This is a genomic window from Geodermatophilus sp. SYSU D00691, from assembly GCF_054050275.1.
In genome coordinates, this window is record NZ_JBJGYZ010000029.1 from 32,130 (window position 1) to 56,656 (window position 24,527).

The window sequence follows — 24,527 nt, forward strand, 5'->3', positions numbered from 1 at the left end:
CCCCCGCGATCAGCCGGCCTGGGCGGCGAAGGCCTCCTCGAGGACGTCGAGCGCCTCCGACAGCAGGTCGTGGCCGATCACCAGCGGCGGCAGGAAGCGCAGGACGTTGCCGAACGTGCCCGCGGTCAGGACGAGCACGCCGCGGGCGTGGGAGGCCCTGGCCACGCGGCCGGTGAGCGCGGCGTCCGGCTCCAGCGTCCCGGTCCTCACCAGCTCGACAGCGAGCATCGCCCCGCGGCCGCGCACGTCGCCGATCGCCGGGAACCGCTCCTGCAGCGACCGCAGCCGGGGCAGCATGGTGTCCTCGACCCCGCGCGCGGCACCGCAGAGGTCCTGCTCGCGCATCGTGCGGATCGACGCCAGCGCCGCCGCGCAGGCGACCGGGTTGCCGCCGTAGGTGCCGCCCAGGCCGCCGGTGTGGACGGCGTCCATCAGCTCGGCGCGGCCGGTCAGCCCGGCCAGCGGCAGCCCGCCGGCGATGCCCTTCGCCGTCGTCACCAGGTCGGGGACGACGCCCTCGTGCTCGCTGGCGAACCAGTCGCCGGTGCGGCAGAAGCCGGTCTGCACCTCGTCGGCGATGAACACCGCCCCGGCCTGCCGGCACCACTCCGCCAGCGCCGGCAGGAAGCCCGGCGCCGGGACGACGAAGCCGCCCTCGCCCTGGACCGGCTCGATCAGCACCGCGGCGACGTTGGCCGCACCGATCTGGCTCTCGACCAGGGCCACCGCCCGGGCCGCGGCCTCGGCGCCGGTCATGCTCTCCGGGTCGCGGAACGGGTAGCTCATCGGCACCCGGTACACCTCGGGCGCGAACGGCCCGAAGCCGGACTTGTAGGGCATCGCCTTCGCCGTCAGCGCCATCGTGAGGTTGGTGCGCCCGTGGTAGGCGTGGTCGAACACCACGACCGCCGACCGGCCGGTGGCCACCCGGGCCACCTTGACGGCGTTCTCCACCGCCTCGGCGCCGGAGTTGAACAGCGCCGAGCGCTTCTCGTGGTCGCCGGGGGTCAGCCGGTTGAGCTCCTCGCTGACCGCGACGTAGCCCTCGTAGGGCGTGACCATGAAGCAGGTGTGGGTGAAGGCGGCGACCTGCTGCTGCACCGCCTCCACCACGGCCGGCGCGGCGTTGCCGACGTTGACCACGGCGATGCCGGCCCCGAGGTCGATCAGCGAGTTGCCGTCGACGTCGACCAGGACGCCGCCGCCGGCGCGCTCGACGAAGACCGGCAGCGTGCCGCCCACCGCGGAGGACACCGCGGCCGTCCGCCGTGCCATCAGCTCGCGCGAGCGCGGCCCCGGCACCTCGGTGACCAGCCGCCGCTCCTGCGGCAGGGACGCGGCGGGGGTGAGCACGCCGGTCATCGCGGCCTCCTGGGGACTCCTCGCGACGGTTTCCGCGCGATCTGGGCTTCCGGGCGACTGTATGCGTCGACCGGCCCGCCCGGCGAGGGCGAGCCGGTCGACCCCCTGCTCAGCCGGCGGACGCACCCGCCGGGGTGCGCGCGAACGCCGGCATGACCTCGTCGTGGATCAGCTGCAGCTGCTCCTCGACCGTCGCCACGCCCGGCACATCGCGGCCGGTGAACGCCTTGACGATCGAGGCGTCGTTGATCGCTGCGATGACGTGGTTGACCCCGGCCGGCTCGATCTCGCGGATCTTGGCGACCACCTCGTCCGGCGTGCCGGCGAAGGAGAGCCGATCGGTGATGTCCGGGGTGGTCAGCTCGATGCCGCGGGCGAGGTCACCACCGGCGATCGCGTCGATGATCGGCTGGAGCTGCGCCGGGTCCACCCCGTGCCGCTGGAGTTGCTCGGCCGGCATCGAGGAGGCGTAGATGCCGACCATGCTGCGGGCGGCCTCCTTGGCCGCCGCCGAGTCACGGCCGACCGCGACGACGACCCAGGCCCCGAAGTCGAGCGTCGTCCAGTCCTTGCCGGCCCGCTCGGCCCCCGCCCGGAAGTGCTCGGCCGCGTACTCGTACGCCTCGCGGCTGTAGCTCAGGGCCTGGTGGCAGCCGTCGGAGAACTCGGCCGCCGCCTCGAACGAGCGCGGGCCGCGCATCGCGCCCATCATGACCGGCACCCGCTCCTGCACCGGCCGGGCGAAGGTGAACAGGCCGTCGTACTTGAAGAACTCGCCGTCGAAGGTGATCGCACCCTCGTCGAGCAGGGTCCGGACGACCTTGACGCCCTCGATCGTGCGCGAGAGCGGCTTCATCTGCTTCCAGTCCATCTTGTACTGAGCGAGCAGCCCGAAGTTGCCGCTGGACAGGACCACCTCGGCCCGCCCCCCGGTGAGCTCGTCGAGCGTGGCGGTGGCCTGGGCGATGAGCGACGGTTCGCGCAGGGTGACCGACGACACGCTGGGCCCCATCCGCACCCTCGAGGTCCGCGCCGCCGCTGCGGCGAACAGCAGCCACAGGTCCTTGTGCCACGTCTCGTCGGCCGCGTAGACGGCGTGGAAACCGAGCTGGTCGGCCAGCTCGATGGCTCGCAGCGCCTCCTCCAACGAGTAGTCGGGCAACATCGCGTAGCTGAACTTCATCGGATCTCCTCACTCGCCTGGGTGCGCGCGGCGCCCGGGGGGGCGTCGCGCCGGATCTGACGGAGCTGTGCTGCCACCTCGCGGGCGTCGCCCTCGGGGATGTCTGCGGAGTGCCGGTCGGGCCGGGCCAGGAACAGGTAGAGCAGGCCGCTGCCGGCCACGATGGCCAGGCCGATCGCCACGATCCAGCGGTCGAGGAACGTCACGGTCCCGGGGGCGGGCTTGATCAGCAGGATGATCGCGAAGATCCCGTAGGCCAGCGCCAGCACGTTGACGACCAGCCCGACGCTGCCGAGGTTCCACAGCCCGGCCGGCCGCCAGCCCTTCAGCCGCTGCCGCAGCGCCGCCAGGACGACGGCCTGGAAGGCGATGTAGATGCCGAGCACCGCGAAGGCGGTGACCCGCGGCAGCGCGTCGGGCTGGAAGAAGACGAACAGGCAGATGAGCATCGGGACGACGCAGACGACGAGCAGCGCGTTCGTGGGGACGGCGTGCCGGCTCGAGACGTGCGCGAGCCAGCCGCTGGCCGGCAGCATGCGGTCGCGGGCGAACGCGTAGAGCAGCCGGCTGCCGGCCGCCTGCAGCGAGAGAACGCAGGAGATGAAGGCCGTCACCGTGACGACGAGGAAGACCTTCGACCCGGCGGTGCCCAGGGTGCTCTCGAGGATCGACGGGATGGGGTCGGGGTCCTCCCCGGCGACGATGGCCGGCAGGTCCGGCGCGGCCAGCACGTAGCCGGCGTAGGACAGCAGGCCGGAGACGCCGCCCACGAGGATGGTCAGGATCATCGCCCGCGGGATGCGGCGGGTCGGGTCGGAGACCTCCTCGGCGACGTCGCCGCACGCCTCGAAGCCGTAGAAGAGGAACAGGCCGGACAGCGAGGCGGCCAGGAACGGGCCGAGGTAGCCGCCCTCACCCGTGCCCAGGGTGTCGAAGAAGATCGAGAACGGCTGTTCGCGCTGGAACAGCAGCAGGTAGAGCCCCAGCACGATGACGCCGATCAGCTCGGCCGCGAGACCGATCTTGGCGATGCGGGCCAGGTTGCGGGTGCCGCTGTAGTTGATGGCGAAGGCGAGGGCCAGCAGCCCGACGGCGGTCGCGAGCGCGACGCCCGGGGTGGCCTCGATGCCGAAGAGCGCGGCGACGAAGCCGCCGCCGAACTGCGCGACCGAGGTGACGGTGACGATGATCGCCCAGATGTAGACCCACGAGACGATCCAGGCGTACCGGCGGTTCCACAGCCGCCGCGCCCACGGGTAGATGCCGCCGGCCAGCGGGTACTGCGAGACCACCTCGCCGAAGACCAGCGAGACGAGCAGCTGGCCGGCGCCCACGATGACGATCCACCAGATCGCCGGCGGGCCGCCGATCGAGAGGCTGTAGGCGAACAGCGAGTACACGCCCACCAGCGGGGACAGGTATGTGAAGCCGAGCGCCATGTTCGCCCAGAGCCCCATGCTCCGCTCGAACTGCCCCGAATAGCCGAGCGCGGCGAGCTGGGCGTCGTCGTCGAGCGGTGCGGCGTGCGGTCCGGAGTCGTGCACCGGGCCTCCTCGTCTGCCAGGAAGTCGTCGTGGGCACGGTGTGCCGTGGACCACAGGTTCGCGCGAAAACCTATAGAGGCAGAGTTCTGAGGACAAGAGCCAGCGGGCGATCTCTTCGCCGCGCGGCCGCCGTCAGGCGCTCAGCACGCCCGCGTCGGCGACGGGGACCACCCGCCACGGCACCCCGGGCACCTCGGCCGCGGAGCCCTCGGACGCGCCGGCGGGGAGCAGCTCCCCCACCAGCCGTCGCGGGGAGGTGGAGAGCACCACCCGGTCCTCGTCGTTGACGAGCAGGAAGCGGGTGGGCAGCGCGCCCAGCTCGGTCAGCAGGTGCGTCTCGAACCGGCGGACCGGGACGTCGGCCCCCACCACGCCGGCGAACTCGCCGTCGACGACGACCGGCTCGGTGAGCGTGAGCACGTAGCGGCCGGTGCCGTGGACGTCGACGTGCGGGCCGACGACGTACCGCCGTCCGGTCCGCCGGGGGACGTCGAACCACTCGGCCGCCGTGTAGTCGTAGTAGCCGAGGCTGCTGGGCCGCAGGTCCGGGTCGAGGGGGCGCGGCCGGCCGCCCTCGGGGTCGACCTGCCACCACTCCAGGCGCAGCGGCAGCCCGCGCTGCGGTTGCGGGGCGGCCACCAGCCCGAGCCCCACGGCCAGCTGGCCCGGTCGCAGCAGCAGCCGCGCGACGTCGTCGCCGAGCACCGGCCCGCCGCTGCGCAGCCCGTCCTGCGCCGCCGGCCGCAGGACGGCGGAGTGCACCTCGGCGACCGTGGCGAAGACGTGCTCGACCACCTCGGTGACGGTGCCGAGCACGCGCGGGAGGGCGCCGGGCGTCACGAGACCTCCAGCCGCGCCGCTCCCCCGTCGGCCGAGCCGGCGCGCAGCCGCAGCTCGGTGGACCACAGCGTCCGCGTCTCGATGTGCCCCTCGGTGAGGGCGCGGGCGGTGACGGCGTCGCGGGCGGCGATCGCGTCGACGACGGCCCGGTGGCTGGCGACGATGACCCCGAGCAGCTGGGGGGCGTGCGCCGGCGGCCAGGGCAGCTGCCCGAGCTCGAGGTGGAGGTCCATGAGCTGCATCGTCAGCCGCACCGACTGGGCACAGGCGGCCAGCTCGATGTAGTAGCGGCCCTCCGCCCGCCGCTGGTCGGTCACCGACTCGGCCCGCGCCAGCCGCTCGACGATGTCGCGCAGCCGCGCGATCTCGGTCCGGGAGGCCCGGGTCGCGGCCAGCCGGGCCGCGGCGGCCGCGACCGCCCCGTGGACGTCGCCGAGCTCGCGCAGGTCGGTGGTGCCCAGCTCCGCGAGCCGGGTGTCGGCCAGGGCGCCGAGCACGTCGTCGCGCGCCCGCACGAAGCTGCCGCCGCCGCGGCCGCGCCGGGTCTCGACGAGCCCCAGCCCGCGCAGCTCGGCCAGCGCCTCGCGCAGGGTCATGGTGGAGACGTTGAGCATCGTCGCCAGGTCGGTCTCGGTGGGCAGTTGCTCGCCGTCGCCGAGGAGGCCGAGCGCGATCGCGCTGCCGACCCGCCGCACCACCGCCTCGCTGCGCAGGGCGCGGTCGTCGAGGGGGGCGAACACGGCACGGCGGGCGTCCCCGCTGAGCAGCTGCACGGTCCCCTCCCCTCCGGACGGGCAGAGTGTCGCACCTCGGGGATCGATGCATAAGCGTTGATTCCATAGGTTTTCCTCGTTAGCGTGGCGCTCGCCCCACCCATCCTGTGACGAGGAGCACGACGTGACACAGGTCCAGCCCGAACGGTCGTCGGCCCCCGACGCCCTGTCCGAACCGTTCACCCCGGGCGCCCCGTCGAACCCCCCGGAGCTGGCGCAGTTCCCCGAGACGCTCGCCGGCCCGGTGCCCGCCCCGCGGCAGGACCCGCAGACGGCGGCCTTCGTCGAGCAGTGGCGCAACACCTCGTACAACTGCTTCTCCTCCGGCCACAAGTTCTGCCGCGAGGTCTGCCCGGTCACCCAGGTGGAGCGCAACGAGTCGTGGACGCCTACGGCGTTCCACGCCAACGTGGTCGCGATGGAGCGGGGCGAGCTCGACATCGGTGACATCGCCGCCGACTACGTCAACTGCACGCAGTGCGGGGCCTGCGAGCTGCGGTGCCCCAACACCCTGTTCACCGGCGACTTCTACCGCTTCCGCACCCGCACGGTCGACGTCGTCAAGGCGGTGCGCTCGCTCGCGGTCGAGAAGGGCGTGCACCAGCCGAACTGGAAGATCTGGAACGAGCGCACCGACCTGCGCACCCACGAGCCGGTGCTGGGCGAGACGCCGGTCAGCCAGGAGAAGGTGCGCGACTGGGCCGAGGGGCTCGACATCCCGGTCGGCGGCGAGACCATCCTCTTCGTCGACTGCGAGGCGGCCTTCTACCGCACCTCCGTGCCGCGCGCGGTCGCGCAGATGCTGCAGCTGGCCGGCTACGAGTTCGGGCTGATGGGCGAGCAGTGGTGCTGCGGCGGCCCGGCCGCGGAGATGGGCTACGCCGAGCAGGCCCAGCGGTTCGCCCGGCACAACCTGGACAACTGGCGGGCCACCGGCACCAAGCGGGTGCTGGTGCTCGACCCGCACGACTACATCAGCTTCACCGAGGACTACCCCAAGTACTTCGGCGAGGAGTTCGACGTCGAGGTCGTCCTCGTCCTCGACGTCCTGGCCCAGCTGCTGCGCGAGGGCCGGCTGACGCCCAGCGTGCCGGTCGACCGGGCGATCACGTACCACGACCCCTGCCGGCTCAACAAGCGCAAGGGCATCTGGCAGGAGCCCCGCGAGCTGCTGCGGGCCATCCCCGGCCTGCGGTTCGAGGACGTCGACCGGGTCACCCAGTGGTCCTACTGCTCCGGCGGCGGGGGCGGCCTGCCCATCGAGAAGCCCGAGCTCACCGCGAAGATCAGCGCGGCCCGGCTCGAGCGCGCCGCCGAGCTGGACGTCGACACCCTGGTCAGCGCCTGCCCCTGGTCGGAGCGGCCGCTGTCGGAGGCCGGCGACGCGGAGGACATCGACGTCGTCGACCTGCACGAGCTGTTCGCGCAGTCGCTCGGCATCACCGTCGGCGGCTCGCGCGGCGACGTCGGCGACCGCCGGCTGGCGCAGGAGCGCACCGGCGTCCCCGGCCGCGCCCGGCGGGAACGGGGCAGCAGCCGCGGTGGCTGCGGCGGGGGCGGCTGCGGCGGCGGCTGCGGCAACGGGTCCGGCGGCTGCGGGTGCGGGGGGCACTGACCGTGACGATCACCGAACCGGCGCCCTTCACGCGCGAGCCGCTCGACGACGCCGCCCTCGCCACCCTCGTGACGGCGCTGCGTCCCGTCCTCGGCGACGACCAGATCCTGCTGGCCAAGACCGACCGCTACAACCGCGCCCGGGTGCCCGCGCCCTTCCCGGTGCACCGCTGGTCGGAGCGGGTGCCCGACGTCGTCGTGATGCCCACCTCCACCGAGCAGGTCGCGGCCGTCGTGAAGATCGCCAACGACCTGCGGATCCCCGTGGTCCCCCGCGACGGCGGCACCGGCCTGACCGACGGCGCCGTCCCGATGCGCCGCGGCATCGTCGTCGACGTCAAGAAGATGAACCAGATCCACGAGCTGGACCTGGTCAACCGCACGGTCACCGTGGGCACCGGCATCAACATGCTCAAGCTCAACGAGCGGCTGGCCCAGCACGGGCTGTTCTACCCGGACGACCCGGCGTCCTACCCGTGCTCGCTGGTCGGCGGCCGGATCGGCACCAGCGGCTGGTCGCTGATCGGCGCCCGCTACGGGCACACCCGCGACCTGGTGCTCAGCTTCGACCACGTGCTGCCCACCGGCGAGGTGCTGCACGTCGGCGACGGCATCGGCCAGAAGATCAGCAAGAGCTCCAGCGGGTACCAGCTCAAGCACCTGTTCATGGGGCACCAGGGCACGCTGGGCATCGCGACGAAGGCGACGCTCAAGCTCTTCCCCAAGCCCGAGGCCGAGCTCTCGCCGTTCTGGTCGTTCGACAACTACGACGACGCCTACGCCTGCGTGGGGGCGCTGGCCCGGGCCGGGGTGGCCACGTTCGCCGGCGCGGTGCTCTTCGACGAGCACAAGGTCGCCTACCTGCGCCGCGACGACGAGGCGTACATCCCGCAGCCGGCCGACGTCCGCGCGCTGGTCTGCGCGGTGATGTACGGCTACGAGGACGAGGTGCGGGCCGGGGGCCGGCGGCTGTTCCGGATCGCCAAGGAGCACAACGCGCGCTACCTGGGCGACGAGATCTCCGAGGGCGACTGGGCGGCCCGGCACGACCGGTACGCCACCCCCCTGCACGGCCGGACCAAGGACGGCCAGGTCATCCCGATGTCGTGGCACTGCGAGGACGCCGCGGTCAACTACTCGGCCGTCCCGGCGGTGACCAAGGCCTGGCACGAGATCGTCGCCGACCTGCGGCGCAAGACCGACGTGTTCGACGACTGGGGGATGTTCGCCTACACCTCGGCGAACACCGGGGTCGACTACCTCACCGAGATCGACGTCGGCATCTGGGAGCAGCGCCTGGACGACGCCGCCTGGGCCGCGTGGGTGCAGGCCAAGCGCGACATCGCGGCGGTGGCGATCGCGAACGGCGGGTCGATGAGCGCCTGCCACGGCTCCTGCCGCGAGGGCGAGGTCGACCTGCTGCCGCAGGAGCTGGGCAAGGGGTTCGACGTGATGCTCGAGGTCAAGCGCGCGCTCGACCCGAACAACGTCATGAACCCGGGCAAGTACCTGCTCGACCGCGCCTACGGGAGGGACACGACCGATGAGAACCGATGACCAGCCCGCCGGCCCGGCCGCGACCGCCCCGTACCGCTTCGCCGAGCAGCACACCCCGCCGCAGCCGCTGCGCGTCAGCGAGGTCGCGCAGACGACCTTCGAGCACGTCTACGAGGTCGACCCCCGGCTGATGCAGGTGCACGTGCTGCAGCAGGTGTTCCCGAACTGGGACACGCTGCGGATCATGCGCAGCCGGCACGACCACCTCGACTGGATGCACCGGCACTTCGCGACGAAGGTGGTGACCGGCTCGGAGCTGCTGGCCGAGCTGGACGACGGCGACGGGACGACGATTTCCGCGTGATCCGTACCCTTGCACCACTGGTTCCGTTGACAACCCGGCGATTCACCGGTGGAGTGCAGGGCGCCCACCGAGAGCATGGAGGACGGTCGTGAGCGACAAGCTGGAGCTGCGCAACTTCGTCGGCGGCGAGCACGTCGACGCCGCCGACGGGCGCCGGTCCGACCTGGTCGACCCGGCCACCGGGGAGGTGTTCGCGACCGCGCCGGTCTCCACCGAGGAGGACGTCGACCGCGCCTACCGGGTGGCCGCCGACGCGTTCGAGACCTGGCGCGACGCCACGCCGTCGGAGCGGCAGAAGGCCCTGCTGAAGCTGGCCGACCTGGTCGAGGAGCACGCCGACGAGCTGGTCGAGCTGGAGAGCCGCAACACCGGCAAGCCGATCGCGCTGACGGCCAGCGAGGAGATCCCGCCGATGGTCGACCAGCTCCGGTTCTTCGCCGGGGCCGCGCGGACGCTGGAGGGCAAGGCGGCCGGCGAGTACATGAAGGGCCACACGTCGTGGATCCGGCGGGAGCCGATCGGCGTCGTCGGCCAGGTCACGCCGTGGAACTACCCGATGATGATGGCGGTCTGGAAGATCGGGCCGGCACTGGCCGCGGGCAACACCGTCGTCCTCAAGCCGTCCGACACCACCCCGGCCACCACGCTGCGGCTGGCCGAGCTGGCCGCCGAGGCGTTCCCGGCGGGCGTGCTCAACGTGGTCTGCGGCGACCGCGACACCGGCCGGGCGCTGGTGACGCACAAGGTGCCGCAGCTGGTGGCGATCACCGGCTCGGTACGCGCCGGCATGCAGGTGGCCGAGGCCGCCTCGCACGACCTCAAGCGGGTCCACCTCGAGCTCGGCGGCAAGGCCCCGGTGGTCGTCTTCGACGACGCCGACCTCGAGGCGGCCGCGGAGAACATCGCGATCGCCGGCTACTTCAACGCCGGGCAGGACTGCACCGCCGCGACCCGCGTGCTGGCCGGGCCGGGCATCCACGACGACTTCGTCGCCGCGCTCAGCGAGCAGGCGCGGAACACCGCGACCACGTTCGAGAAGGGTGCCGGCGACGAGGACGCCCTGGTGCCGCCGGTGAACAACGCCAACCAGCTGGCGCACGTCACCGGCTTCCTCGACCGCGCACCCGACCACGCCGAGATCACCGCCGGCGGCCACCGGCAGGGCGACCGCGGCTTCTTCGTGGAGCCGACCGTCGTCGCCGGGCTGCGCCAGGACGACGAGATGGTGCAGCGGGAGATCTTCGGCCCGGTCATCACCGTGCAGCGGTTCACCGACGAGGACGAGGCGGCCCGCTGGGCCAACGGGGTGGAGTACGGGCTGGCCTCGAGCGTCTGGACCAGGGACTTCGGCCGCGCGATGCGGATGAGCAAGCGGCTGGACTTCGGCTGCGTGTGGATCAACACGCACATCCCGCTGGTCGCCGAGATGCCGCACGGCGGGTTCAAGCACTCCGGCTACGGCAAGGACCTGTCGATGTACGGGTTCGAGGACTACACCCGGATCAAGCACGTCATGGCGAACATCGAGAGCTGAGCGCAGGCTGGGCGGGGTGCGCCTCCTCCCCGCCCTGGCCTCGCCGTTCCTCGAGGGCGCCCGGTCCGCCTTCCGGTCCCGCGTCTCCGGCGACCCCTCCGGCACCCCCGCCTGGGTCCGCGACATCGGCCGCGTCGGCGGGGGACCGGGCTGGTTCGAGCCCGACGGCGTGGTCTGGCGAGTGCACGGCGACCTGTCCACGCTGGTCGGCGGCGTGACGGCGCTGCTCGGCCAGGCCGCGCACCCGCTCGCGCTGGCCGGCGTCGAGGGGCACTCGGCCTACCGGGACGACCCGTGGCAGCGGCTGGCCGGTACCGCCCGCTGGCTGGTGGTGACGACGTTCGGCTCCGCCGAGCTGGCCGAGCGCGAGGCGGCGCGGGTGCGGGCGATGCACCGCCGGGTCGCCGGCACCGACGATCGCGGCCGGGCCTACTCCGCCGGCGACGCGGAGCTGCTGCGCTGGGTGCACCTGGCCTTCACCGACGCCTTCCTCGCCGCGCAGCTCGCCGTCGGCCGGGACATGGGCCGCTTCGGCCGGCGCTGGCCCGATGCCTACGTCGCCGACTGGGCGCGCAGCGCCGAGGCGCTCGGCGCCACCGACCTGCCGCGCTCGGCCGCCGAGCTGGCCGAGGCGCTGGCGGCGTGCGTCCCGTCGCTGGAGCCGGTGCCGGCCGACCTGCGCGCCTTCCTCTCCGCCCCGCCCGGTCTCGGTGCCGCCGAGCGGGTGTTCTACGCCGGGCTGTCCGCGGCGGCGGGGGTGCTGGTGTCGCCGTCGGTGGCGCCGTTCGCCGGCGTGCCCGGCCGCGGGGCCCGCGGGCTGGCTGAGCGGGGGCAGCTGGCGGTCACCCGCCTGGAGCTGCGGGCGCTGCAGGTCGCGCTCGGCCCGCGCAGCCCCTCGGAGGACGCCGCCCGACGCCGTCTGGGCCTGGGGGCCGACGGTCAGAGGTCGGCGGCGACCGGGGCGTCGGGACGGCGGGTGCCCCAGGCGTAGGTCTGCTTGCGCAGTCCCAGGTAGACGAACGTCTCGGTCGACTCCACGCCCTCGACGTCGCGGATCCGGCTGACCGTGTCGAGCAGCCGGTCGTCGTCCTCGCAGACGACCTCGACCAGCACGTCGAAGGAGCCGGCGGTGACCACGACGTAGTCGACCTCGTCGAAGGCGGCCAGCGCGTCGGCGACCTTGCGGGTGTCGCCGCGGGTGCGGACGCCGACCATGGCCTGGCGGGCGAAGCCGACCTGCATCGGGTCGGTCACCCCGACGATCTGCACGATGCCGGCGTCGAGGAGGCGCTGGACCCGTTGCCGGACGGCGGCCTCCGACAGCCCCACCGCGGCGGCGATACGGGCGTAGGGACGGCGGCCGTCCTCCTGGAGCTGCTCGATGATCGCCCGCGAGACGTCGTCCAGCACCACGCCGGTCCGGACCGTCACCGTGCACCACCCTCCTGCTGGACCCGTCGTCCGCGACGGGTTCGACGGTCGTGATCGTAGCTGCGGGTGCCCGCGAACGGCCCGATCCGCAGCGGGCTGCCCGGTTCCCGCGGGACGCCGGTGCGAAGTAAGGTAAGGCTTCCTTTTCCCTGCTCTCGTCCACCGGAGCCGCTCGTGACCGCCGAGGCCCCCGCCGGCTCCGCCGGGCGGACCGCCCCGGCCGGGGCCGGCACCGCGCCGCGGGGCGGCACCCCCCGGCGGCTGGGCCTGCTGCTCGTCCTCGCCGCGCTGGTCGTGGTCGCCGCGGCGCTCAGCATCGCCGTGGGGACCCGCGCCATCGGGCTGCCCGAGGTGTGGCGGGCGCTCACCGACCCGTCGTGGACCGGCGAGGAGGCGGTCATCGTCCGCGAGCTGCGCCTGCCGCGCACGCTGCTCGGCCTCCTGGTCGGCGCGGCGCTGGGCGCGGCCGGCGCGCTCATGCAGGGCCACACGCGCAACCCGCTCGGGGACCCCGGCCTGCTCGGCATCACCGCGGGGGCGTCGCTCGCCGTCGTCCTGGCGATCTTCCTGCTCGGCGTCCGGACTCCGGCGGGCTACGTCTGGTTCGCCTTCGCCGGCGCGCTGCTCGGCACGGTGCTGGTCTTCGCCATCGGCTCGGTCGGCCGCGGCGGTCCCACCCCGGTGACCCTGGCGCTGGCGGGGGCGGCGCTGTCGGCGCTGCTGTTCGCGCTGATCCGCGGGATCCTGGTCAGCGACGAGCAGACCCTCGACAGCTACCGGTTCTGGGTGGTCGGCGCGCTCGCCGGCCGGGACGCCTCCGTCGCCTGGCAGGTGGCCCCGTTCCTGCTCGCCGGGCTGGTCCTGGCCGTGGCGAACGCGCCGGCGCTGAACCTGCTCGGCCTCGGCGAGGACGTCGCCCGCGGCCTGGGGCAGCGCATCTGGCTGGCCCGCGCCGTCGGGCTGCTCGCCATCACCCTCCTCGCCGGCGCGGCCACCGCGGCCTGCGGGCCGATCGGCTTCCTCGGGCTGATGACTCCGCACATCGCGCGCGCGTTCACGGGGCCCGACAACCGGTGGCTGGTGCCCTGCTCGGCCCTGCTGGGCGCCGCCCTGATGCTGCTCGCCGACGTGCTCGGGCGGGTCGTCGTCCGCCCGGCTGAGCTGCAGGTCGGGATCGTGCTGGCCGTCGTCGGGGCGCCGTTCTTCATCGCGCTCATCCGCCGCCGCACGCTGGTGTCGGTGTGACCGCCGCCCTCGACCGCCCGGCCGCGCGGGTCCGCCCGCCGGGGGTGGTGCGGCTCGGGCCGCTGTCGGCCGTCGTCCGCTGGCGGGCGGTGCTCGTCCCGCTGGTCACCCTGGCGCTGCTGGTGCTGCTGTCGGCGCTGAGCCTGGGCCGCGGCGACTACCCGATCCCGGTGACCGACGTCCTGCGCGCGCTGCTCGGCCTCGGCGAGCAGGGCCAGCGGTTCGTCGTCGTCGAGCTGCGCGCGCCGCGGATCGTCGTCGGCCTGCTCGTCGGCATGGCGCTGGGCATGGCCGGGGCGCTGTTCCAGACCTTCTCCCGCAACGCGCTGGCCTCCCCCGACGTCCTCGGCATCACCGAGGGCGCCTCGCTCGGCGCGGTGGCCGCGATCGTGATCGGCGGCGGCGCCTCGACCGCCGGCTCGGTGCTCGGCGCGGTGGGCCTCCCGCTGGCCGCGCTGGTCGGCGCCTTCGTCGCGGGCGCCCTGCTGTTCCTGCTGGCGTGGCGGGCCGGCATCAACGGCTACCGGCTGGTGCTGGTGGGCATCGCGCTGTGGGCCGGGTTCCAGGCGCTGATCGACTGGCTGCTCACCGAGGCCGAGATCTGGGACGCCGCGGCCGCCTACGTCTGGCTCACCGGCTCGCTCAACGCCCGCACCTGGGAGCAGGCCGGCGCGCTGAGCGTCAGCCTCGCGGTGCTCGTCCCGCTGGCGCTGCTCACCAGCCGCGCGCTCGGCGTCCTGCAGTTCGGGGACGACACCGCCCGCGGGCTCGGCGTCCGGGTGACGGGGGCGCAGGCCGCCGTCGTCCTGGTCGCCATCGCGCTGACCGCCGCCGCGGTGGCCGCCGCCGGGCCGATCGCGTTCGTCGCCCTGGTCGTGCCGCAGATCGCCGTCCGGCTGACCGGCGGGCCACGGCCGCCGCTGCTGGCCGCGGGCCTGCTCGGCGCCACCCTCGTGGTCGGTGCCGACCTGGTCGCGCGCACCGTCCTGCCGACGGCGCTGCCGGTCGGCATCCTCACCGCCGCGATCGGCGCCCCCTACCTGCTCTGGCTCCTGGTCCGCGGAAGGCGGCGAACCACCCTGTGACCTCGACCCTCCCCTCCTCCGGCGCCGGCACCGCCACGGCCGGGCGGGTCCGGCTCGCCGCCGAGGGCCTGCGGCTGGCCTACGACACCAAGGTGGTCGTCGACGACCTCGACCTCGAGCTGACCGAGGGGTCGTTCACGGCGATCGTCGGCCCGAACGGCTGCGGCAAGTCCACGCTGCTGCGGGCGCTGGGCCGGCTGATGCGCCCCGCGGCCGGGCGCACGCTGCTCGACGGGCGGTCGATCTTCGAGCGGCCGACCCGCGAGGTGGCCAAGGTCCTCGGCCTGCTGCCCCAGACGCCGACCGCCCCGGAGGGGCTCACCGTGGCCGACCTGGTCGGGCGCGGCCGCTACCCGCACCAGAGCTGGCTGCGCCAGTGGTCGCGCGACGACGAGGCCGCGGTGAGCGAGGCGCTGGCCTGGACCGACATGGCCGACCTGGCCGACCGGCCGGTCGACGCGCTCTCCGGCGGCCAGCGGCAGCGGGCGTGGATCTCGATGGCGCTGGCCCAGGGCACCGACCTGCTGCTGCTCGACGAGCCGACGACCTACCTCGACCTGTCGCACCAGATCGACGTGCTGGAGCTGGTCGCGCGGCTGCACGCCGAGCGCGGCCGGACCGTCGTCGTCGTCCTGCACGACCTGAACCTGGCCGCGCGCTACGCCGGCCGGCTGGTCGCCATGAAGGACGGCGTCCTGGTCGGCTCGGGGACGCCGGGGGAGGTGCTCACCGAGCAGCTGCTGGCCGACGTGTTCGACCTCGAGGCGCGGGTGGTGCCCGACCCGGTGACCGGGACGCCGATGGTGGTCCCGGTGCGCCGGCTGCGCTGAGCGCGGCTCAACCCAGGGCCGCGGCGCCCTGCCGCCAGTAGCCCATGAACGCGACCGCGCCGCGCGGCACGCCCAGCTCGCTGACCAACCGCCGGCGCAGCCGCTTGACCACGCCCGCCTCGCCGGCCAGCCACGCGTAGCAGGTCGACACCGCGTCGGCGTCGGGCACCTCCCACAGCGTGGCCTCGTCGACCTCGGGCAGGTCGGCCTCGGCCGCCGCGCGGTGCGCGATGCCGAGCTCGGCGAGCGCGACGTCGACCGCGGGCGCGAGCAGCGTGCCGACGGGGGCGTCGCCGCGGGGCAACCAGCGGACGTCGGCGCCCGACTCCCCCGCCAGGTTCAGCGCGTCACCCGGGGTCGGCACCTCGAGCAGCGCGACCACGCGGCGGCCGGCCGGCAGCCCGGCCAGGATCGCGGCGATCGCCGGGACGGCGGTCTCGTCGCCGGCCAGCACGAGGGTGCGGGCCGACGCCGGGGGCGCCCACTCGGCGGCCCAGGCGCGGCCGCGGCCGGGGCGGTCGGGCCCGAGGACCACCAGCTCGTCGCCGGGGGCGGCCGCGGCGGCCCAGGTGGCCGCGGGGCCGGGGTGCCCGTCGTCCAGCCCGTGCAGGACGACGTCGACCTCCAGCTCGGCCGGCTCGGGGCGGAACGCGCGCACGGTGTAGGTGCGCAGGAACGGGCGGCGCTCGTCGGGCAGCGCGCAGTAGTCGGCGTACCAGCCGGCGCCGGAGCTCATCAGCTCGTCGAACGGCTGCCCGTCGCGGGGCAGCACGAACTTGATCCGCTGGTCGTCGCCGGCCGCGCCGAAGCCGGCCAGCTCGGGGCCGCCGAGGGTCAGCCGCACGAACGAGGGGGAGAGCCGGACCGAGCGCAGCACCGTCGTCCGGAAGAACCGGTAGGCCGGGGCTGCGACCACCTCGGAGACCACCTCGGTGGCCGTGGCCACTGCTGCCTCGCTCACCCGCGCACCCCTGGACTGCTCGCCGACCGGTCTGAAGGGAAGGCTAACCTAACCCGCCGCACGCCGGGAAGACCGTCCCGGCCCGATCGACAGGAGTTTGGCGTTGCGCACTCGAACCCGCCGCCTGGCCGGCGGCCTGCTGGCCGCGGGCCTGGCCCTGACGGCGACCGCCTGCGGCGGCTCGGACGACGACGGCACCACCGCCGAGGACTCCGGCGGCTGGGAGTTCACCGACGACCTCGGCAACACCGTCGAGCTCGACGAGGTGCCGACCCGCATCGCCGGCCTCAACGACGTCGTCGCCTCGCTGTGGAACTACGGCATCGAGCCGGTGGCGTCCTTCGGCCAGACCTCCGCCGAGGAGGACGTCGCGTTCGAGGGCAAGGACCTCGCCGACCTCGCGATCGTGGGCACCAGCTACGGCCAGATCGACCTGGAGGCGCTCGCCGCCGCCGAGCCGGACCTGATCGTCACATCGGTCTACCCGACCGACGCCGAGGGCACCCTCGACCCCGAGCAGCCGTCGTACGGCTTCGAGTCGATCGAGCAGCAGGAGCAGGTGGGCGAGATCGCGCCGGTGGTCTCCATCGCCTGGCGGGGCTCGGCCGCCGACGTCATCGAGCGCACCGTCGAGCTCGCCGAGTCCCTCGGCGTCGACTTCGGCAGCGGCGAGCTGGCCCGGCTGCGCGAGGACTACGAGGCGGCGTCGGCGACCCTCTCCGAGGCGGCGGCGTCGTCGGAGGTCAGCGTGCTGCCGGTCTACGCCACGCCGTCCGACGGCTGGTGGATGGCCATCGCCGCCGACGACCCCTCGCTGCACCTCTACGAGGACCTCGGGGTGGACTTCGTCGACGTCCGCGACGGGGACGACTACTTCTGGCACACGGTCGGCTGGGAGGAGGTCCCGAACTACCCCAGCGACGTGATCCTGTACTCGCTGCGGTTCAGCATGGCGCCCGAGGAGTACGCCCAGCAGCCGACCGCCGCCCTGCTCCCCGCCGTCCAGGCCGGCCAGCTCTACCCGTGGAAGTACCTCGGCATGGACTACCGGGCGCAGGCGGCCTACATGGAGGAGCTCGCCGGCCACCTCACCGAGGCGCAGCCGCTCACCTGACCGCGGACGGCGTCCCGGGCAGCACCGCCCGGGGCGCCGCCCACCGGGTCAGAACAGCGCGAGGTCCTGGGTCGGCCCCGGGCCCGCCGGGCCGTCGCCCTCGGGGAACACCCGGTGCAGGCCGGTCAGCTCGAAGACCCGCCACACCGAGCGCTGGGCGCCGCGCAGCCGCAGCTCGATGCCGCGCTGCTGGCACCACCGGCGCAGCTCCAGCAGCGCCGACAGCCCGGCCGAGGCGATGGCGGTGACGTCGGCGAGATCGAGCTCGAGCACCGTGCAGCCGGCCAGCGAGCGGCCGGCGACGAAGGCCTCCAGGTGCGGCGCCGTGAGCGCGTCGATCTCGCCCGAGACCCGGACCACGACCCGGGCGCCGCCCGACTCGGCGTCCAGCCCGATCGGGGGCGGCTCGGGGACGGGGTGGGAGACCCACCACGGCCGGCGGTTGGCCGGTGCGCGCACCAAGCGCCGCGAGACGTCCCACTCGTGCGACAGGACCATGCCCTGCTCCCCCCGGATCGGCGGTCCCCGTCCGGTCACGATACGTAACCCCGGGTACCGCCTACAAGGTTCCGACACGAATTCGATCATGAATTGAGGGTCTCAACCGACCGGTCTACCGTCGGTGCCGTGCCCGGTCCCGAGGACATGATGAGCGCGGTCACCGACTCGATGGCCGAGCGCACCGGCCGGGGCCTCGACGAGTGGGTGGCCCTCGTGGGCACCTCCGGCATCGACCCGCTGGACCAGAACGCCGTCCGCCGGTGGGTGAAGGACGTGCACGGCGTGGAGCAGAACAGCCAGTGGACGATCGCCGACGCCGCCGCCCGCGCCGCCGGGTGGGAGCGGCCGCCCGTCGAGCAGCACGTCGACGGGCAGTGCACCGGCGCGCGGGCCGGGCTGCGCCCGGTGTTCGACGCCGTCCGGGCGGCCACGGCCACCCGCCTCGACCACGGCCTGCGCTACGTCGACCCGCCGGCGAGCGACCGGCTGCGGCCGGCGGAGGCGCCCGGGCAGGCGACGCACGAGGTCTCGCTCGACAGCCCGGACGACGTCGACGGCGAGGTCCGCGTCCTGCTGCGGGCGGCCTGCGAGCAGAACGGCTGATGAGCTCGCCCCCGTGGGGACCGCCACCGCCCGGCCGGGCACCGTGGTCACGGCGGCGCAAGCTGCTGCTCCTCTGGCTGGCGGTGGGCGCGGTGCTGACCGGCGTCGGCGCGTTCACGCTGCCCGACGAGTTCGGCGTGGGGTCGGGCCTGGCCGCCGCCGTCTGCGGGCTGCTGCTGGTCGCGGCGACGGTGGTGTTCGTGACGATCCCCCCGCCGGACACCTTCGGGCAGCTGCTGCGCACCGCGCCGCTGGCCGGCTCGGTGACCGTGGTCGCCGTCCTGCTGGCGCTGTCCAACGCGGGGGAGTCGCTGCGCTGGCTGTGGATCCTCGCCGCCGTCGCCGCGGCGGGCTGGACGGCGTTCGCCGTGTGGGAGAACCGCAGGTCCGGCCGGTGAGCGGGCGCGGCAGACTGCCGCCATGGACCTGCCTGCCGCCCTGTACGTCCCGGCGGACGACGGCTTCGTCGCCACCGAGCTGACCATCGGCCCCTGGGACCCGGGGCTGCAGCACGCCGGGCCGCCGGCGGCGCTGCTGCTGCGCGAGGCCGAGCGGGCGAGCGGCATCGCCGGCGGGCAGAGCGTGCGGCTGGCCTACGACATCTTCGCGCCGGTGCCGGTGGGGCCGGTCCGGCTGCGGTCGACCGTCGTCCGACCGGGCCGCCGGATCGAGCTGGTCGAGGCGACGCTCGACACCGGGGACCGCCCGCTGATGCGGCTGTCGGCCTGGCGGATGCGGGCGGTCGAGGGCGGGCCGGCCACGGCGGCGCCGCTCGCGATCCCCGGACCCGGGGACGGCCGGCCGGAGGTGGCCGGGTTCTTCACCACCGACGTCGCCTACCACCGCGCGCTGGACTGGCGGTTCGTGTCGGGCACCTTCAACGGGCCCGGGCCGGCCGCCGCGTGGACGCGCCCCGCCTGCGCGCTGGTCGAGGGGGAGCCGATCACCCCGCTGCAGCACCTGCTGGTGATGACCGACGCGGCCAGCGGCATCTCGACCGAGCTGGACTGGCGGGAGCACACCTTCGCCAACGTCGACCTCTCGGTGGCCCTGCACCGGCCGCCTGCGGGGGAGTGGCTGGGCATGGACGCCCGGACGACGCTCGGCGGCACCGGCGCGGCGCAGTGCTTCGCCGACCTCTACGACACCCGCGGCCGCATCGGCCGGTCCTCGCACGCGCTGTTCGTCGAGCCGCGCTGAGGAGCCACCGGCTGGCGAGATGATCACCGGCCGGGGAGGCTGGGGAGCCGATGGAGACTCTCGCGATCGCTGCGCTCGACGACGTCCGCGACTGGGTGACCGGTCGGGGGCTCGAGGTCGTGCTGATCGTCCTCGGCTCGATCCTGCTGGCCCGGTTCGTGTCGTGGACCGGCGACAAGGTGACCTCGCGCATCGACGCCCGCTCGACCGGCGGCGACGCGCTGGTCCGGTCGGAGGCGGCCAAGCACCGGCACTCGCTGACCCAGGTGCTGCAGTGGACGGCGATCGTGCTGATCTACGCCATCGCGGTGTTCTTCGTGCTCGACCGGCTCGGGGTGCCGATCACCGGCCTGGTCGCACCGGCCACCGTGCTCGGCGTCGGCCTGGGCTTCGGCGCCCAGCGGATCGTCGGCGACGTCCTGGCCGGCTTCTTCATCATCACCGAGCGCCAGTACGGCTTCGGCGACGTCGTCGCCATCGCCGTCACCGGGGCGGCGGAGGCGGCCACCGGCACGATCGAGGACGTCACCCTGCGGATCACCCGCATGCGCTCGGTGAACGGCGAGGTCGTCACCATCCCGAACGGCCAGATCGTCAAGGTCGTCAACCTCTCCCGCGACTGGGCCCGCGCGGTTGTCGACGTCCCGGTGCCGACGTCCAGCGACGTCGCCCGGGTGAGCGAGATCCTGCGCACCGTCGGCGACGAGGCCTTCCGCGACCCGGCGCTGAACAAGCTGCTGCTCGACCCGCCGAGCGTCATGGGCGTGGAGAGCCTCGACATCGACCAGGTCAACGTGCGCGTGGTGGCGCGCACCCTGCCCGGCAAGCAGTTCGAGGTGGGCCGAGACCTGCGCGCCCGGATCGTGCTCGCCTTCCGGCGGGAGGGGCTGGTCCTGCCGCCGCAGTCGGAGGACGGCGAGGCCCCGACGCAGGTGCTGCGGTGACGACGCCGGGGGAGGAGCAGCCCCGCACGGAGGTGCCCGCGGGCCCCACCGTGAGCACCGCGCCGCCGCGGTCGCGCTGGCGCTTCGGCAACGTGCCGTCGCACGTCGGGCCGGCGCGGACCTCGACCGTCGTCCTGGCCGTGCTGTTCGTCGCCGTCTTCGCGCTCTACCTGTCCGTCCGGCCCGACCCGGCGGCGACGGGCACGAGCACGACCGGCGGCACCGGCACCGTCGGCTCGACCGCCCCGCCCGCGACGACGACCACCCCGCCCCCGGCTCCGACGTCGGAGGCGCCCGAGTCCGCGCCGACCACGTCCGAGGCGCCGGCGGAGGAGACCACGACCGGGACCACGACGCCGCCCGAGGAGGAGACCGCCCCCACCACGACGACCGGCCCGACGCCGGCTCCCGGGACGAGCACCTCGACGGTCCCCCGGACGACGACGGCGCCCGGCCCCACCACGCCCACCGGTTGAGGGAATATGGCGCCCCTACGGCGCACGACGGGGGTCCGCAGGGCAAGATCGTCGCGTCGAACCACGTGAAGGAGAACCCGCGGTGAACTTCCGCTCCCTGTCCCGGCGTCCGGCCGCAGTGGCCGCCGCGCTCGTCACCGTCCTGGCCGTGGCCGGCTGCGGCGGCGACGACTCCTCCGACTCCTCCTCGGGCTCCGGCGAGGGCGGCGGCAGCGCCAGCTCGCCCACGGCGTCCCTGCCGAGCGTCGAGGCCGACGAGGCGCTCGCCGCGATGGTGCCCGAGGCCATCGCCGAGGACGGCGTCATCGCCGTCGGCACCGACAGCACCTACGCGCCCAGCGAGTTCCTCGACGAGGACGGCGAGACGATCATCGGCTTCGACGTCGACCTGTTCACGCTGGTCGCGCAGAAGCTGGGTCTCGAGGCCGAGTTCGAGACGGCGGCCTTCGACTCGATCATCGCCGGCGTCAGCTCCGGCCGGTACGAGGTGGGCGTCTCGTCGTTCACCATCAACCAGGAGCGCCTCGCCCAGGTGAACATGGTCAGCTACTACCAGGCCGGCACTCAGTGGGCGACGCGTGCCGACAACCCCGACGGCGTCGACCCCGACAACGCCTGCGGCCTGTCGATCGCCGTCCAGCGGGGCACCGTGCAGGTCGACGACCTGACCGCCCGCTCGGAGGAGTGCGAGGCGGCCGGCGAGGAGCCGATCACCATCGAGCAGTTCGACGCGCAGAGCGACGCCACCGCCGCGATCGCGTCGGGCCGCGTGGCCGCCGGCCTCGCCGACTCCCCCGTCATGGCCTACGCCGTGCAGCAGACCGACGGCCAGCTGGAGCTGCTCGGCGACATCTACGACGCCGCGCCGTACGGCTACGTCATCCCGCAGGACCAGGCGGAGTTCGCCGAGGCGATCCGCGCGGCCGTCGCCGCGCTCATCGAGGAAGGCGCCTACGAGGAGGTCCTGACCAACTGGGGTGTCGAGGACGGCGCCATCGAGACCCCCGAGGTCAACCCCGCCGTCGGCTGACGATCTGCGGTCTACTTCCCCCCATGTCGCAGACGACGACGCGACCGGCACCGCCCGCACCGATCGAGGCGGTGCCGGTCCGTCACCCCGGGCGGTGGATCGCGACCGCCGTGATCGCGGTCCTGGTCGCGATGTTCGTCCACATGCTGGTCACCAACCCGGTGTTCCAGTGGCAGTTCATGTTCGACAACATGTTCAGCGAGCCGGTGCTCCGCGGAGCACGGACGACGCTGATCATGACCGTGGTCGCGATGGTCCTCGGCGTGCTGCTGGGCATCGTGCTGGCCGTCATGCGGCTCTCGCCCAACCCGATCGTCTCGGGGGCGGCGTGGGGCTACATCTGGTTCTTCCGGGCCATCCCCCGCATCGTGCTGCTGTTCTTCATCGCCAACCTGGGTGCCCTGTACGCCACCTACGAGATCGGCTTCCCCTTCGACCAGCAGCTCATGGACCTGCTCGGGTTCGACGCCGACTGGCGGTTCCTCTCCCTGGACGGCAACCAGATCTTCGCCGGCTTCACCGCCGGTCTGCTGGGCCTGGCGCTGTCCGAGGGCGCCTACATGGCCGAGATCGTGCGGGCCGGCATCCAGTCGGTCGACCCCGGGCAGGCCGAGGCGGCCAGCGCGCTGGGGATGAGCCGCGGCCGGACCATGCGCCGGATCGTGCTGCCGCAGGCGATGCGGGTAATCATCCCGCCGACCGGTAACGAGACGATCGCCATGCTCAAGGACACCTCGCTGCTCATCGCGGTGCCGGTGACCAGCGAGCTCAACTTCCAGCTGCGGGCGATCGGCAGCCGGACCTTCCAGATCATCCCGCTCGCCGTGGCCTCGATCCTCTGGTACCTGGCGCTGACCAGCTTGCTGATGGTCGGTCAGTACTTCCTGGAGAAGCGGTTCAGCCGCGGTTTCGGGGCCAAGGAGACCCGGGCCCAGCGGGCGGCGCGGCAGGCGGAGGCCGTGGGGGGCTCCCATTGAGCGACGTCGACGGGCAGCCGACCGACCGGCTGATGGTCAAGGCCGAGCAGGTGTACAAGTCCTTCGGCCACGTCCAGGTGCTCAACGGGATCGACCTCGAGGTGGCCCCGCGCGAGGTCGTCTGCGTCATCGGCCCCTCGGGCTCGGGGAAGTCGACCTTCCTGCGCTGCATCAACCACCTCGAGAAGATCGACGCCGGACGGCTGTGGGTCGACGGCGAGCTGGTCGGCTACCGGCAGAAGGGCGACAAGCTGCACGAGCTCAGGGACCGGGAGGTCTCGGCGCAGCGGCGCGACATCGGCATGGTGTTCCAGCGCTTCAACCTGTTCCCGCACATGACCGCGCTGGAGAACGTCACCGAGGCGCCGGTCGGGGTGAAGGGTGCCCGCAAGGAGGAGGCCCGCGACCGCGGCGCCGAGCTGCTGCGGCGCGTGGGGCTCGGCGAGCGCATGCACAGCTACCCGAACCAGCTCTCCGGTGGCCAGCAGCAGCGGGTGGCGATCGCCCGGGCGCTGGCCATGGAACCGAAGCTGATGCTCTTCGACGAGCCGACCTCGGCGCTGGACCCGGAGCTGGTCGGGGAGGTCCTCGACGTGATGCGCGGCCTGGCCGAGGACGGCATGACCATGGTCGTGGTCACCCACGAGATGGGCTTCGCCCGCGAGGTCGGTGACACGCTGGTGTTCATGGACGAGGGCGTGGTCCTCGAGGCGGGCCACCCGCGGCAGGTGCTCGCCGACCCGCAGCACCCGCGCTGCCGGTCGTTCCTCTCCAAGGTGCTCTGAGGCTCAGGGGCTGTCGTCGTCCGGCCCGAAGTCGCCGGCCACGAGGCCCGCCGGTGGCAGCTTCTGGCGGACGACGGGGCGCACCCGGCGGGCGGTGTCGAGGCGGTCGGTGTAGCTGGCGGCGTTCCCGCGGATGTGCAGCTGGTCGTCGTCGGTCGCCTCGCGCAGCACCTTGGCCGGGACGCCGCCGACGACCGAGCGCGGCGGCACCTGCGTCCCGGGCGTGACGACGGCGCCGGCGGCCACGATCGAGCCGCTGCCGATGCGGGCGCCGTTCATGACCACGCTGCCCATGCCGACCAGGACGTCGTCCTCCACCTGGGCGCCGTGCAGGATGACGCCGTGGCCGACGGTCACGCCGCGGCCGATCACCAGCGGGAAGCCGGGATCGGAGTGCAGCATGCAGCCGTCCTGGACGTTCGACCCCTCGCCGATGTCGATGATCTCGTGGTCGGCACGCGCGACCGCCCCGTACCAGATGCTCGCCCGGGGCCCCATCGTCACCGCGCCGACGACCACCGCCGTCGGGGCCACGAACGCCGCGTCGTCGATCTTCGGTGCGCCGAAGTCGAGCTCCGCGATGTAGTTCTCCGCCATCCGCACACCGTGGCAGAGCCGGGGCCTTCTCGCGAGA

General features: G+C 73.8%; 26 protein-coding genes. 17 read left to right on the forward strand and 9 right to left on the reverse strand.

Annotation, left to right across the window (positions count from 1 at the left end; genetic code table 11):
* Positions 1-9: 9 nt before the first annotated feature.
* The 5 genes from gabT to ACI797_RS19610 all read right to left on the reverse strand — a co-directional run bounded on the left by gabT (position 10) and on the right by ACI797_RS19610 (position 5,702).
* Positions 10-1,362, reverse strand: a complete 1,353-nt coding sequence (gabT, locus tag ACI797_RS19590) for a 4-aminobutyrate--2-oxoglutarate transaminase (protein ID WP_456860547.1) — start codon at positions 1,360-1,362, stop codon at positions 10-12.
* A 109-nt stretch (positions 1,363-1,471) separates the two neighbouring features.
* Positions 1,472-2,545 carry an LLM class flavin-dependent oxidoreductase gene (locus ACI797_RS19595; protein WP_456860549.1) on the reverse strand — a complete coding sequence of 358 codons (1,074 nt, stop codon included), beginning with the start codon at positions 2,543-2,545 and terminating at the stop codon, positions 1,472-1,474.
* Positions 2,542-4,089 (reverse strand): APC family permease, encoded by a 1,548-nt coding sequence (locus ACI797_RS19600; protein WP_456860551.1) that lies wholly within the window; start codon positions 4,087-4,089, stop codon positions 2,542-2,544. The genes ACI797_RS19595 and ACI797_RS19600 overlap by 4 nt, the downstream gene beginning before the upstream one ends.
* 132 nt (positions 4,090-4,221) lie before the next feature.
* The gene (locus ACI797_RS19605) at positions 4,222-4,929 is read right to left on the reverse strand and encodes a cache domain-containing protein (RefSeq protein ID WP_456860553.1); all 708 of its coding nucleotides are present in this window, start codon (positions 4,927-4,929) and stop codon (positions 4,222-4,224) included.
* Complete coding sequence (locus ACI797_RS19610; RefSeq protein WP_456860555.1) at positions 4,926-5,702, reverse strand: FadR/GntR family transcriptional regulator; 777 nt, start codon at positions 5,700-5,702, stop codon at positions 4,926-4,928. Before ACI797_RS19610 ends, ACI797_RS19605 begins: the two co-directional genes overlap by 4 nt.
* A 124-nt stretch (positions 5,703-5,826) precedes the next feature.
* Between ACI797_RS19610 and ACI797_RS19615 the strand changes: the two genes are divergently transcribed.
* From ACI797_RS19615 to ACI797_RS19635, 5 genes are all read left to right on the forward strand, one after another.
* Positions 5,827-7,317 carry a (Fe-S)-binding protein gene (locus ACI797_RS19615; protein ID WP_456860557.1) on the forward strand — a complete coding sequence of 497 codons (1,491 nt, stop codon included), beginning with the start codon at positions 5,827-5,829 and terminating at the stop codon, positions 7,315-7,317.
* A gap of 2 nt (positions 7,318-7,319) precedes the next feature.
* Entirely contained in the window at positions 7,320-8,873 is a 1,554-nt protein-coding gene (locus ACI797_RS19620; protein ID WP_456860559.1) for an FAD-binding oxidoreductase, read from the forward strand.
* Positions 8,860-9,177: a hypothetical protein gene (locus tag ACI797_RS19625; protein WP_456860560.1), complete on the forward strand. Its 318-nt coding sequence runs from the start codon at positions 8,860-8,862 to the stop codon at positions 9,175-9,177. The genes ACI797_RS19620 and ACI797_RS19625 overlap by 14 nt, the downstream gene beginning before the upstream one ends.
* A gap of 88 nt (positions 9,178-9,265) precedes the next feature.
* Entirely contained in the window at positions 9,266-10,711 is a 1,446-nt protein-coding gene (locus tag ACI797_RS19630; RefSeq protein ID WP_456860562.1) for a gamma-aminobutyraldehyde dehydrogenase, read from the forward strand.
* A gap of 16 nt (positions 10,712-10,727) precedes the next feature.
* Complete coding sequence (locus ACI797_RS19635; RefSeq protein WP_456860564.1) at positions 10,728-11,702, forward strand: oxygenase MpaB family protein; 975 nt, start codon at positions 10,728-10,730, stop codon at positions 11,700-11,702.
* On the opposite strand, the gene ACI797_RS19640 is transcribed toward ACI797_RS19635, so the two are convergent.
* Positions 11,651-12,142, reverse strand: a complete 492-nt coding sequence (locus ACI797_RS19640) for an Lrp/AsnC family transcriptional regulator (protein WP_456538322.1) — start codon at positions 12,140-12,142, stop codon at positions 11,651-11,653. The genes ACI797_RS19635 and ACI797_RS19640 overlap by 52 nt on opposite strands.
* A 174-nt stretch (positions 12,143-12,316) precedes the next feature.
* Between ACI797_RS19640 and ACI797_RS19645 the strand changes: the two genes are divergently transcribed.
* The 3 genes from ACI797_RS19645 to ACI797_RS19655 are packed head-to-tail and all read left to right on the forward strand — an operon-like array spanning position 12,317 to position 15,302.
* Positions 12,317-13,387, forward strand: a complete 1,071-nt coding sequence (locus tag ACI797_RS19645; protein ID WP_456860566.1) for a FecCD family ABC transporter permease — start codon at positions 12,317-12,319, stop codon at positions 13,385-13,387.
* Positions 13,384-14,472 (forward strand): FecCD family ABC transporter permease, encoded by a 1,089-nt coding sequence (locus ACI797_RS19650; RefSeq protein ID WP_456860568.1) that lies wholly within the window; start codon positions 13,384-13,386, stop codon positions 14,470-14,472. Before ACI797_RS19645 ends, ACI797_RS19650 begins: the two co-directional genes overlap by 4 nt.
* The gene (locus ACI797_RS19655; protein WP_456860570.1) at positions 14,469-15,302 is read left to right on the forward strand and encodes an ABC transporter ATP-binding protein; all 834 of its coding nucleotides are present in this window, start codon (positions 14,469-14,471) and stop codon (positions 15,300-15,302) included. Before ACI797_RS19650 ends, ACI797_RS19655 begins: the two co-directional genes overlap by 4 nt.
* 7 nt (positions 15,303-15,309) lie before the next feature.
* Here ACI797_RS19655 and ACI797_RS19660 read toward each other — a convergent pair whose 3' ends face one another.
* Positions 15,310-16,263 carry a siderophore-interacting protein gene (locus ACI797_RS19660; protein WP_456860572.1) on the reverse strand — a complete coding sequence of 318 codons (954 nt, stop codon included), beginning with the start codon at positions 16,261-16,263 and terminating at the stop codon, positions 15,310-15,312.
* A gap of 103 nt (positions 16,264-16,366) precedes the next feature.
* On the opposite strand from ACI797_RS19660, the gene ACI797_RS19665 reads away from it, so the two are divergent.
* On the forward strand, positions 16,367-17,377 hold the full coding sequence (locus ACI797_RS19665; RefSeq protein WP_456860574.1) for an ABC transporter substrate-binding protein: 1,011 nt from the start codon (positions 16,367-16,369) through the stop codon (positions 17,375-17,377).
* A gap of 48 nt (positions 17,378-17,425) precedes the next feature.
* On the opposite strand, the gene ACI797_RS19670 is transcribed toward ACI797_RS19665, so the two are convergent.
* On the reverse strand, positions 17,426-17,875 hold the full coding sequence (locus tag ACI797_RS19670; protein WP_456538328.1) for an STAS domain-containing protein: 450 nt from the start codon (positions 17,873-17,875) through the stop codon (positions 17,426-17,428).
* 129 nt (positions 17,876-18,004) lie between these two features.
* On the opposite strand from ACI797_RS19670, the gene ACI797_RS19675 reads away from it, so the two are divergent.
* The 8 genes from ACI797_RS19675 (at position 18,005) to ACI797_RS19710 (ending at position 23,893) form a co-directional block, all read left to right on the forward strand.
* Positions 18,005-18,481: a hypothetical protein gene (locus tag ACI797_RS19675; protein ID WP_456860577.1), complete on the forward strand. Its 477-nt coding sequence runs from the start codon at positions 18,005-18,007 to the stop codon at positions 18,479-18,481.
* Entirely contained in the window at positions 18,481-18,879 is a 399-nt protein-coding gene (locus ACI797_RS19680; protein ID WP_456860579.1) for a hypothetical protein, read from the forward strand. Before ACI797_RS19675 ends, ACI797_RS19680 begins: the two co-directional genes overlap by 1 nt.
* Positions 18,880-18,901: 22 nt before the next feature.
* Complete coding sequence (locus tag ACI797_RS19685; RefSeq protein WP_456860580.1) at positions 18,902-19,681, forward strand: thioesterase family protein; 780 nt, start codon at positions 18,902-18,904, stop codon at positions 19,679-19,681.
* Positions 19,682-19,731: 50 nt separating this feature from the next.
* The gene (locus ACI797_RS19690) at positions 19,732-20,625 is read left to right on the forward strand and encodes a mechanosensitive ion channel family protein (protein WP_456860582.1); all 894 of its coding nucleotides are present in this window, start codon (positions 19,732-19,734) and stop codon (positions 20,623-20,625) included.
* Positions 20,622-21,101, forward strand: a complete 480-nt coding sequence (locus tag ACI797_RS19695) for a hypothetical protein (protein ID WP_456860585.1) — start codon at positions 20,622-20,624, stop codon at positions 21,099-21,101. Before ACI797_RS19690 ends, ACI797_RS19695 begins: the two co-directional genes overlap by 4 nt.
* An 82-nt stretch (positions 21,102-21,183) precedes the next feature.
* Positions 21,184-22,131 carry an ABC transporter substrate-binding protein gene (locus tag ACI797_RS19700; RefSeq protein WP_456860587.1) on the forward strand — a complete coding sequence of 316 codons (948 nt, stop codon included), beginning with the start codon at positions 21,184-21,186 and terminating at the stop codon, positions 22,129-22,131.
* Between the two features lie 23 nt (positions 22,132-22,154).
* Complete coding sequence (locus ACI797_RS19705; RefSeq protein WP_456860589.1) at positions 22,155-23,108, forward strand: amino acid ABC transporter permease; 954 nt, start codon at positions 22,155-22,157, stop codon at positions 23,106-23,108.
* On the forward strand, positions 23,105-23,893 hold the full coding sequence (locus ACI797_RS19710; RefSeq protein WP_456860591.1) for an amino acid ABC transporter ATP-binding protein: 789 nt from the start codon (positions 23,105-23,107) through the stop codon (positions 23,891-23,893). The genes ACI797_RS19705 and ACI797_RS19710 overlap by 4 nt, the downstream gene beginning before the upstream one ends.
* Positions 23,894-23,896: 3 nt before the next feature.
* Here the strand turns inward: ACI797_RS19710 and ACI797_RS19715 are convergent, their stop codons facing one another.
* Positions 23,897-24,490 carry a gamma carbonic anhydrase family protein gene (locus ACI797_RS19715; protein ID WP_456538337.1) on the reverse strand — a complete coding sequence of 198 codons (594 nt, stop codon included), beginning with the start codon at positions 24,488-24,490 and terminating at the stop codon, positions 23,897-23,899.
* Between the last annotated feature and the right edge of the window lie 37 nt (positions 24,491-24,527).